The following is a 9,641-nucleotide window of genomic DNA, read 5'->3' as shown; positions in this document are numbered from 1 at the left end:
CGCTCGGCGACGCCGCCCGGGTGGCGCTGGTCGAGCCGGCGCCCGAGGGAACGGCCGCGTACCGGATGCCGGACGCCGAGCCGGTCATCGTGCGGTGTGGGATGCCGGCCCCGCCGACGTTCACGGTCGGCGTCGCGCTGCAGGCGGTCAACGGCGTGCAGTGGTTCAACGAGCCCGATCCGGATCCGGCCGTCACGGCCTCCACCTGGGTAGCGGTCGACCGCCCGCAGTACGTGGCGGTGACCCTGCCCGAGGGCAGCGGCACCGGCCCGATCCAGGATCTGTCCGACGCCATCACCGCCGCGCTCGAGGAGGTCGAGCCGGACCCGGCCCCGGTGGGCTGACACGCCCGACGGCGCCACGACGCCCCTCGGCGGGGCCCCACCGCGCCCTGAGGTCAGCCGCGGGTGATCGCGGTGCGGATCAGGGTGTCGAGCAGGCTCTCGTAGTCGACCCCGGTCGCCGCCCACATCTGCGGGTACATCGAGATCGGTGTGAATCCCGGCATCGTGTTGACCTCGTTGATCACCGGCCCCTCGGCGGTGACGAAGAAGTCCACGCGGCTGAGGCCGCGGGCGTCGAGGGCGTGGAACGCCTCGACCGCCAGGGTCCGCAGCCGCTCGGTCTGCTCCGCGGGGAGGTCGGCGGGCAGATCGAAGGTCGTCACGTCGTCGAGGTACTTGGTGTCGAAATCGTAGAAGGCGTCGCCCTCCGTCTCGCCCTCCACCCCGGTCGGTTCGCCGGGGATGTGCAGCTCGGCCGGCAGGCTCGCCTCGACCCGGCCGTCCGGGTACTCCAACACGCCGCACTCGATCTCGCGGCCGACGATCGCGGCCTCGACGATCACCTTGTCGTCGAAGCGGCGGGCCTCGGCGATCGCGGCGTCGAGGTCGGCCGCCCGCGAGACCTTGGTGATGCCGATGGACGACCCGCCGCGGGCCGGCTTGACGAACAGCGGCAGCCCGAGACGGTCGCGGTCGGCGGGCGAGAGCGTCGCGGTGCCGGGCCGCAGGACGACCTGACGGCCGATCGGGAGTCCGGCCGCGCCCAGCACGACCTTGGTGAACTCCTTGTCCATCCCCGCGGCGCTGGCGAACACACCCGGCCCGACGTACGGGATGCCGGACAGCTCCAGCAGGCCCTGGATGGTCCCGTCCTCGGCGTGCGTGCCGTGCATGACCGGGAAGACCACGTCCACCCGGGCGATCTCCTGCCCGGCCCGGTCGCCGTCGGCGAACCGCAGCACGCCGCGGTCGTCGGTGGACAGTCCGAGGGCCACCCGCGGGCGGCCGGCGTCGACCACGGGCATGATCCGGTCGGCGATGCGCAGGGCCGCCGTGTCGTCGGAGCCGAGGGTCCAGGCCCCGGCTTCGGTGATGCCGACGGGGATCACCTCGTAGCGGGAGCGGTCGAGGTGACCCATGACGGCACCGGCGGACACGCAACTCACGGAGTGCTCGGAGCTGCGGCCGCCGTAGAGGACTGCGACGGTGATGCGATTCACCGGGCCGAGGCTACTCGGGCTTGGTGCTGCGTCTCATGAGGCGCACCGCCACCTCCACGGCGTCGCCGCCCTCGTGGCAGATCTCGTGGACGGCCTCGGTGAGCGGCATCTCGACCCCGGCCCGCCGGGCCAGCTCGCGGATCGAGGTGCACGACTTGACCCCTTCGGCGACCTGGCCGTTCGTCGCCCGCTGCGCCTGCTCGAGGGTCTCGCCGCGGCCCAGCCGTTCCCCGAAGGTCCGGTTGCGCGACAGCGGCGAGGTGCAGGTGGCCACGAGGTCGCCCAGCCCGGCCAGCCCGGCGAACGTCATCTGGTTGGCCCCCAGCGCCACCCCGAGCCGGGTGGTCTCGGCCAGCCCCCGCGTGACGAGGGTGGCCATGGTGTTGTCCCCCAGGCCCATCCCGGTGGCGATCCCGCACACCAACGCGATGACGTTCTTGGTGGCGCCGCCGATCTCGCATCCCACGACGTCGGTGTTGGTGTACGGCCGGAAGTACGGGGTGGAGAACGCGTCCTGGAGGCGGGCGGCCCGCTCCTCGTCCGAACACGCGATCACCGTGGCGGCGGGCTGTCCCTCGGCGATCTCGCGGGCGAGATTCGGGCCGGACAGCGCGGCGATGCGGGACTCCGGCAGACCGACGACCTCCGCCACGACCTCGCTGATGCGCATGAGGGTGCCGGTCTCGATGCCCTTGGCCAACGAGATGACGCCGGCGTCGGGCTCGAAGGACCGGACCCAGGTCTCGAGGTTGCCGCGCAGGCTCTGCGAGGGCACGGCGAGCACGACCTCCTCGGCGCCCTCGAGGACCTCCGCGGGATCGGTGGACGCCGACACGCTCGCGGGCAGCACGATGTCGGGCAGGTAGGTCGGGTTGCAGTGCGCGCCGTTGATGTCCGCCGCCACCTCCTCGCGGCGGGCCCACATCACGACCTCGGACCCGGCATCGGCGAGCACCTTGCCGACCGCGGTCCCCCAGGACCCCGCTCCCATCACCGCGATCCGCGCCATCTTCGCCTCCCGGCCCTCGTCGTCCCTGCCCGCCGACCGCGGTGGATCCCGGCAAACGCTACCCGGCGCGGGACGCCGCCGAGGCGCGGCTGGCAGGATGGCGGTCGATGAGCACAGCTGAGGGCGGCGCGACCGGCACTGACGGCTGGACGATCGTCGTCCCCGTCAAGGCGCTGGACCGCGCCAAGAGTCGCCTGGACCCGGCTCTGCCGTCGGCCGGGCGGAAAGCCCTGGTGCTGGCGATGGCCACCGACGTGCTGCGCGCGTGCCTCGCCGCTCCCGGTGTCGGTCGGGTCCGCGTCGTCTCGGCCGCCGATCCGCTCGTCCGGGACCTGGCGGCCCGGGTCGGCGTGGAGTTCGTCCCCGAGCCCTCTCTGCCCCGTTCCCACGTCGATCCCCTCAACGCCGCCCTGACGGCCGCGCTCGCCGACGTCCCCGGACCGGTCGGGGTCGTCGCCGCCGATCTGCCCGAGCTCCGCCCGCATCACCTCGCGCGCATCCTCGCCTCCGCCGAGCGGCATCCCCATTCGACGGTCGCGGACCATCGCGGGGCGGGAACGACGATGGCGTTCTGGACGGGCGCGCCCGACTCCCGGGTGTGCCGGTTCGGCCCCGACTCCGCGGCACGGTTCCGCGCGGGCGGGGCCGTGACAGTCGGCGTGGCGGCCGATCTCGCCGCGGCGAGCCGGGACGTCGACATCCCTGCCGATCTCGCCACCCTCTCGGCCCGTGACGTCGGCGCCGCCACGGCCGGGGCGCTGCGCGACCCCTCGACACGGCACGCGACACACGCGGACGGGGTATCGGCCACAATGGTGCCGTGACCGTAGAACAGCACGCCCTCCAGGAACTGCCCCGGCCCCGTGACCGTTATCTCAACCGTGAACTGAGCTGGCTGGACTTCAACGCGCGCGTGCTCGCGCTGGCCGGCGAGAAGGGCCTCCCGCTGCTGGAGCGGGCCAAGTTCCTCGCGATCTTCGCCTCGAACCTGGACGAGTTCTACATGGTGCGCGTCGCCGGCCTCAAGCGACGTGACAAGACCGGGCTGTCGGTCCGCTCCGCCGACGGCCAGACGCCCGCCGAGCAGCTCGGGCGGATCAGTCTGCGCACGCGCGAGCTGTGCGACGAGCAGACCCGGTTGTTCCGCGACGAGATCCGTCCGGAGCTGGAGGCGAACGGCATCCGGATCCTCCCGTGGTCCGACCTCACCGCGGACGAGAAGTTCTCGCTGGCGGAGCTGTTCCGCAACTCGATCTTCCCGGTGCTCACCCCACTGGCGGTGGACCCGGCGCACCCGTTCCCGTACATCTCGGGCCTGAGTCTCAACCTCGCGGTCATCATCCGCGACCTCGACTCGGGCCAGGAGCACTTCGCCCGGGTCAAGATCCCCCACAACGTCCCGCGCTTCGTCCGGGTGGACCGCGGCGGACCGGACGAGTACTCGTTCGTCCCCGCCGAGGACATCATCGCCGCCCACCTGGGCGAGTTGTTCCAGGGCATGGAGGTCGTCGAACACCATGTCTTCCGGGTGACCCGCAACGCGGACATGGAGGTCGAGGAGGACCGCGACGAGGACCTGCTGCAGGCCCTCGAGCGCGAACTGGCGCGCCGCCGGTTCGGGTCGGCGGTGCGGTTGGAGATCGCGGAGGACACCACCCCGCGGATGCTGCGGATCCTGCAGCGGGAACTCGACGTCGACTCCGCCGACGTCATCCGGTTCTCCGGTCTGCTCGACCTCACCGGCCTGTGGCAGATCCACGGCCTGGACCTGCCCGACCTCAAGGACCCGCCCATGGTCCCGGCCACTCCCCCGGCCTTCGGCGAGCGGGAAACCGCCCGCAACATCTTCGCCTCCCTCCAGGAGTGCGACGTCCTCGTCGAGCACCCCTACGACTCGTTCGCCACGACCGTACAGCGATTCATCGAGCAGGCCGCCGCGGACGAGGACGTCCTGGCGATCAAGCAGACCCTGTACCGGACCTCCGGTGACTCCCCCATCGTCAACGCGCTCGTCGACGCCGCGGCGGCCGGCAAGCAGGTGGTCGCGCTGGTGGAGATCAAGGCCCGGTTCGACGAGCAGAACAACATCCGGTGGGCCCGCGAGCTGGAGCAGGCCGGCGTCCACGTCGTCTACGGCCTGCTCGGCCTGAAGACTCACTGCAAGACCTGCCTGGTGGTGCGCAAGGAGGGCGACCGGCTCCAGCGGTACGCGCACATCGGCACCGGCAACTACAACCCGAAGACAGCGCGGCTGTACGAGGACGTGGGGCTGTTCACGGCCGACGAGGAGGTTGTGTCGGACCTGACGGACCTGTTCAACCACCTCACCGGGTTCTCCAACGTGAGCAAGTACCGCCGTCTCCTGGTGGCGCCGGAGGGGATCCGCTCCGGCATCATCGAGCGGATCGACCGCGAGATCGCCCTGGCCGAGGAGGGTCACGAGGCGGGCATCCGGCTCAAGGCCAACGCGCTGGTGGACGAGCAGGTGATCGACGCCCTGTACCGGGCCTCCCAGGCCGGCGTGCCGGTGGAGATCGTGGTGCGCGGCATCTGTTCACTCCGCGCCGGGGTCCCGGGCCTGAGCGAGAACATCCACGTCCGGTCGATCCTCGGCCGCTTCCTCGAGCACTCGCGGATCCTGCACTTCCGTGGTGCGGACGAGGTGTTCATCGGCAGCGCTGACATGATGCACCGCAACCTCGACCGCCGGGTCGAGGTGATGGTCACCGTCACCGACCCCCGCCTCAAGGAGCAGATCCACCGCGTCTTCGACTCGGCACTCGACCCGGCGACCCGCAGCTTCCACCTCCAGCCGGACGCGACCTGGCGACGCATGCCGGCGCCGGAGGACTGGGGCGACTCGGTCGATCACCAGGAGCGCATGGCCTCCCAGCACGCGGGGTTCCGTAACCGATGAGCCCGAAGCCTGGGAAGTCCAGGGTCCGCGTGGTCCCGGCCGCCGGAGCGGTCCTGTACCGGATGGACGGCGACTCGCCGCTGTGTGCGGTCGTCCACCGACCGCGCTACGACGACTGGTCGCTCCCCAAGGGCAAGGTCGACGCCGGAGAAGCACTGCCGGTCACCGCCGTGCGCGAGATCGAGGAGGAGACGGGCTTCGCCGCCGAGCTGCGCTCCCGGATCGGGACGACCGCCTACCCCCTCAAGGAGAACACCCGTAAAGAGGTCACCTACTGGTCGGCGCTGGCCACCGGCGGTGACTTCCACCCCAACTCCGAGGTCGACGAGATCCGCTGGGTGCCCGTGGACGAGGCCAAGTGCCTCGTCTCCTACCCGCTCGACCGGAAGATCCTCACCCGCTTCGACGACGCGCCGCGCGCCCGGTCGGTCCTGCTGCTCGTCCGGCACGCCAAGGCGGGGCGCCGGAGCGAGTGGAGCGGTGACGACGACCTGAGGCCGCTGGAGAAGAACGGCCGGGTGCAGGCCGAGATGCTGGCGCCGATGCTGCGGGCGTTCGGTGTCACCCGTCTCCACAGCGCGCCTCGCGTCCGGTGCGAGCAGACGCTCGCGCCGCTGGCCGACGAGCTCGGGGCGTCGATCTCGACCGAGCCGGCGCTGAGCGACGAGGCGTACCTCGACGATCCCGTCGCGGCCGTGTCACGGCTGACCCGGATCGCCGGCGGCGAGGGGATCGCCGCGGTGTCCTCGCAGGGCACAGCCATCCCCGGGATGGTCCGCGATCTGGCCGGGCCGGCCGGCCTCGACGTGGGCGACGCGTCCACGAAGAAGGCCGGCGTGTGGGTGCTGGGGTTCGACGGCGGGACGGTGGTCCACGCCGACTACTACCCGAGCCCCCTGCCGCTGTTCTGAGGCGCGTGCGGCCCCGTCACCGGGCCGCCCGGGCCCGACCGCGGCCGGGCGGCTCAGCTGACCTTGTCGCGGAGGCCGACCCCGTTGGCGTGCAGGCCGCCGAACGACTGATGCGAGCTCGACCGCTTGGCGGCGAGCCGGCCCTCGGGCAGCGTCTCGGTGCCCTGGATGACGGACTTGAAGTACTGACCCGGCCGGAACACCGGCGAGTAGGTCGGCGGGACCGGGATGGACTCACCGGTGTGGGGGTTGCGCGCGACGCGGGCCGCACGTGCCTTCTTCTCGAAGATGCCGAAGCCCATGATGGTGATGGACTCCCCGGACGCCACCGTCCGCACGATGATGTCGAGGGTGTTCTCCAGCGCCTCGGTGGCGAGCTGGTGGTCTCCGCCCATCCGGTCCGCCAGCTCGGCGATCAGGTCGGCTTTGTTCACGTGGGGATCCCCCTTCGGGTGAGTATGCGTGCGCGGCTTTCGCAACCGCACGGAATGAATATAAGCATACTCACACGGCCGGGCCAGGCGGGGGTCAATTCGGAAGTGACTCCGAAAATTCCTGACGCGCGTCGATCAGCGGGGCGTGGTGACCGGTTTGAACGCCGGCCGCCGGCTCTCGAACGCCTCGATATCATCGGCACGCCGCAGCGTGAGGCCGATGTCGTCGAGGCCCTCCATGAGCCGCCAGCGCGTGTAGTCGTCGATGTCGAACGGCACGGTGACGTCACCCGCGGTGATCGTGCGGGTGACCAGATCCACGGTGAGCTCGATACCCGGTCGCTCGTCCATCACCTTCCACAGGAGCTCGACGTTCTCCTGCTCGACCCGGGCGGCCACGAGGCCGGACTTACCCGAGTTGCCGCGGAAGATGTCGGCGAAGCGGGACGAGACGACCACGCGGAAGCCGAAGTCCATGAGGGCCCACACGGCGTGCTCCCGCGACGAGCCCGTCCCGAAGTCCGGCCCGGCGACCAGGACGGAGGCGCGGTCGTACGGCGGGCGGTTGAGGACGAAGTCCGGCTCGTTCGCCCGCCAGGAGGAGAACAGGCCGTCCTCGAACCCGGTGCGTGTGACGCGCTTGAGGTACTCGGCGGGGATGATCTGGTCGGTGTCCACGTTGGAGCGGCGCAGCGGGGCGCCGATGCCGGTGTGGGTGGTGATCGGCTCCATGAGGTGTCAGGCCCCCTTCGCGGGCTCGAGATCGGCGGGTGAGGCGAGGTGCCCGAGCACCGCGGTCGCCGCGGCGACCGACGGGCTGACCAGGTGAGTGCGCGCACCCTTGCCCTGGCGTCCCTCGAAGTTGCGGTTGGAGGTGGACGCGCACCGTTGGCCGGGCAGCAGCGAGTCGGGGTTCATGCCCAGGCACATGGAGCAGCCCGGCTGGCGCCACTCGGCGCCGAACTCGGTGAACACCCGGTCCAGGCCTTCCCGCTCGGCCTGCTGGCGCACCCGCATGGAGCCCGGCACGACGAGCATCCGCACGCCGTCGGCGATCCTCTGCCCGTCGATGACCTCGGCGACGGTGCGCAGGTCTTCGATGCGGCCGTTGGTGCACGACCCGACGAACACGACGTCGACGGGCACCTCGCGCATGGGGGTGCCGGCCCGCAGGTCCATGTACTCCAGGGCGCTCTCGGCGGCGATCCGCGCGCTCTCGTCCGTGAACGACTCCGGGTCCGGGACGGACGCGCCCAGCGGAACGCCCTGACCGGGGTTGGTGCCCCAGGTGACGAACGGGGTGAGCGCGGAGCCGTCGATCACGACCTCGGCGTCGAAGACCGCGTCCTCGTCGGTGCGCAGGCTCTCCCAGTACCGCACGGCCTCGTCCCACTCGTCGCCCGTGGGCGCGTGCGGACGGCCGCGCAGGTAGTCGTAGGTGGTCTGGTCGGGCGCGATCATGCCCGCCCGCGCGCCGGCCTCGATGCTCATGTTGCAGACGGTCATCCGGGCCTCCATCGAGAGCTTCTCGATGGCCTCGCCGCGGTACTCGATGATGTAGCCCTGCCCCCCGCCGGTGCCGATCTGGGCGATGACGGCGAGGATGAGGTCCTTGCCCGTGACGCCGGGCTGCAGCTCGCCGGTGACGGTCACGGCCATCGTCTTGAACGGCCGCAGGCTGAGCGTCTGGGTGGCCATGACGTGCTCGACCTCGGAGGTACCGATACCCATGGCGATGGACCCGAACGCCCCGTGGGTGGAGGTGTGCGAGTCGCCGCACACCACCGTCATGCCCGGCTGGGTCAGGCCCAGCTGGGGGCCCACGACGTGGACGATCCCCTGGTCGAGATCGCCCATCGGGTACAGCCGGACACCGAACTCCTCGCAGTTGCGGCGCAGGGTCTCGATCTGGACGCGCGAGGTCTGGTCGGCGATGAGGTTGACGGCGCCGCCGACGATGTCGGTCGGCACGTTGTGGTCCTCGGTGGCCAGTGTGAGGTCCGGGCGGCGGAGCTGACGCCCGGCCAGGCGGAGTCCGTCGAACGCCTGGGGACTGGTGACCTCGTGGATGAGGTGGAGGTCGATGAAGATGAGGTCGGGCCCCCGGGACTCGCCCTCACCCTCTCCGCTGACCACCACGTGGTCGTCCCAGACCTTCTCGGCCAGGGTCCGCGGTCGCGTTCCACCGGTCACGGTCTCAGTCATCACGCCTCCAGTCACATCCCGGATGAGCCTCTGATGGATTCTCACCATGTAGGACGATATAGTCGAACTGTGAGACAGTATAGCGGGATCGGGGTCCTCGACAAAGCGATGACGGTGCTGCACGCGGTGGCCGAGCAGCCCTGCGTCCTGGCCGACCTCTGCGAGCGGACGGGACTGCCGCGCGCCACCGCGCACCGCCTCGCGGTGGGCCTGGAGATCCATCAACTGCTGTCCCGTGACGACGCCGGAGTGTGGAGCCTCGGGCCCGGACTGGCCAAGCTCGCGGCGCACGTCTCCGACTCCCTCGCCGACGCCGCCTCCTCCGTACTGCCGCGGTTGCGGGAGATCACCGAGGAGAGCGTCCAGGTCTACCGCCGGGACGGCGACCGCCGTATCTGCGTGGCCTCGGCCGAGCCGCCGACCGGCCTGCGGGACACGGTGCCCGTCGGCGCGGTTCTGCCCATGAGCCGCGGGTCGGGTGCCAAGGTCCTCGCCGCGTGGGCCGACCCGGCCACGCAGCGCGCGCTGCTGTCCGACGCCACGTACACCGAACGCCAGCTGGCGGAGGTCCGCCGGCGTGGCTGGGCACAGTCCGTCGCCGAGCGGGAGGCGGGCGTGGCCTCGATCTCCGCGCCCATCCGGGACTCGACGGGCACCGTGG

10 protein-coding genes are annotated in these 9,641 nt (G+C 71.2%); 5 read left to right on the top strand and 5 right to left on the bottom strand.

The features are described from left to right. A partial coding sequence (locus G6030_RS11490) for a DUF3515 domain-containing protein (protein ID WP_182643209.1) occupies positions 1-344 on the top strand: 344 nt, incomplete at its 5' end. 53 nt (positions 345-397) lie between these two features. On the opposite strand, the gene G6030_RS11485 is transcribed toward G6030_RS11490, so the two are convergent. Both G6030_RS11485 and G6030_RS11480 read right to left on the bottom strand, forming a co-directional pair. After that, the gene (locus G6030_RS11485; protein ID WP_182643208.1) at positions 398-1,504 is read right to left on the bottom strand and encodes a D-alanine--D-alanine ligase; all 1,107 of its coding nucleotides are present in this window, start codon (positions 1,502-1,504) and stop codon (positions 398-400) included. 10 nt (positions 1,505-1,514) lie between these two features. Further along, positions 1,515-2,513, bottom strand: a complete 999-nt coding sequence (locus G6030_RS11480) for an NAD(P)H-dependent glycerol-3-phosphate dehydrogenase (RefSeq protein ID WP_007633229.1) — start codon at positions 2,511-2,513, stop codon at positions 1,515-1,517. Positions 2,514-2,620: 107 nt separating this feature from the next. Here G6030_RS11480 and cofC point away from each other — a divergent pair, with 107 nt between their 5' ends. The 3 genes from cofC to G6030_RS11465 are packed head-to-tail and all read left to right on the top strand — an operon-like array spanning position 2,621 to position 6,341. Beyond that, positions 2,621-3,337, top strand: a complete 717-nt coding sequence (gene cofC / locus G6030_RS11475; protein ID WP_182643207.1) for a 2-phospho-L-lactate guanylyltransferase — start codon at positions 2,621-2,623, stop codon at positions 3,335-3,337. Then, positions 3,334-5,430 (top strand): RNA degradosome polyphosphate kinase, encoded by a 2,097-nt coding sequence (locus G6030_RS11470; protein WP_182643206.1) that lies wholly within the window; start codon positions 3,334-3,336, stop codon positions 5,428-5,430. Before cofC ends, G6030_RS11470 begins: the two co-directional genes overlap by 4 nt. Continuing rightward, positions 5,427-6,341: an NUDIX hydrolase gene (locus G6030_RS11465; protein WP_182643205.1), complete on the top strand. Its 915-nt coding sequence runs from the start codon at positions 5,427-5,429 to the stop codon at positions 6,339-6,341. The genes G6030_RS11470 and G6030_RS11465 overlap by 4 nt, the downstream gene beginning before the upstream one ends. A gap of 53 nt (positions 6,342-6,394) precedes the next feature. On the opposite strand, the gene G6030_RS11460 is transcribed toward G6030_RS11465, so the two are convergent. The 3 genes from G6030_RS11460 to leuC all read right to left on the bottom strand — a co-directional run bounded on the left by G6030_RS11460 (position 6,395) and on the right by leuC (position 8,980). Continuing rightward, positions 6,395-6,775, bottom strand: coding sequence for an HU family DNA-binding protein (locus G6030_RS11460; protein WP_061227784.1), 381 nt, complete (start codon positions 6,773-6,775; stop codon positions 6,395-6,397). 135 nt (positions 6,776-6,910) lie between these two features. Further along, positions 6,911-7,507, bottom strand: coding sequence for a 3-isopropylmalate dehydratase small subunit (gene leuD / locus G6030_RS11455; protein ID WP_061227785.1), 597 nt, complete (start codon positions 7,505-7,507; stop codon positions 6,911-6,913). Between the two features lie 6 nt (positions 7,508-7,513). Continuing rightward, on the bottom strand, positions 7,514-8,980 hold the full coding sequence (leuC, locus tag G6030_RS11450) for a 3-isopropylmalate dehydratase large subunit (RefSeq protein ID WP_182643204.1): 1,467 nt from the start codon (positions 8,978-8,980) through the stop codon (positions 7,514-7,516). Between the two features lie 69 nt (positions 8,981-9,049). On the opposite strand from leuC, the gene G6030_RS11445 reads away from it, so the two are divergent. Then, on the top strand, positions 9,050-9,641 hold a 592-nt coding region (locus G6030_RS11445), incomplete at its 3' end, for a helix-turn-helix domain-containing protein (RefSeq protein ID WP_182643203.1).

Source organism: Dietzia sp. E1 (assembly GCF_014145015.1).
GTDB lineage: Bacteria > Actinomycetota > Actinomycetes > Mycobacteriales > Mycobacteriaceae > Dietzia > Dietzia cinnamea_A.
The sequence above is the reverse complement of the archived record's forward strand: the minus strand, read 5'-3'. Positions and strand labels throughout refer to the sequence as shown.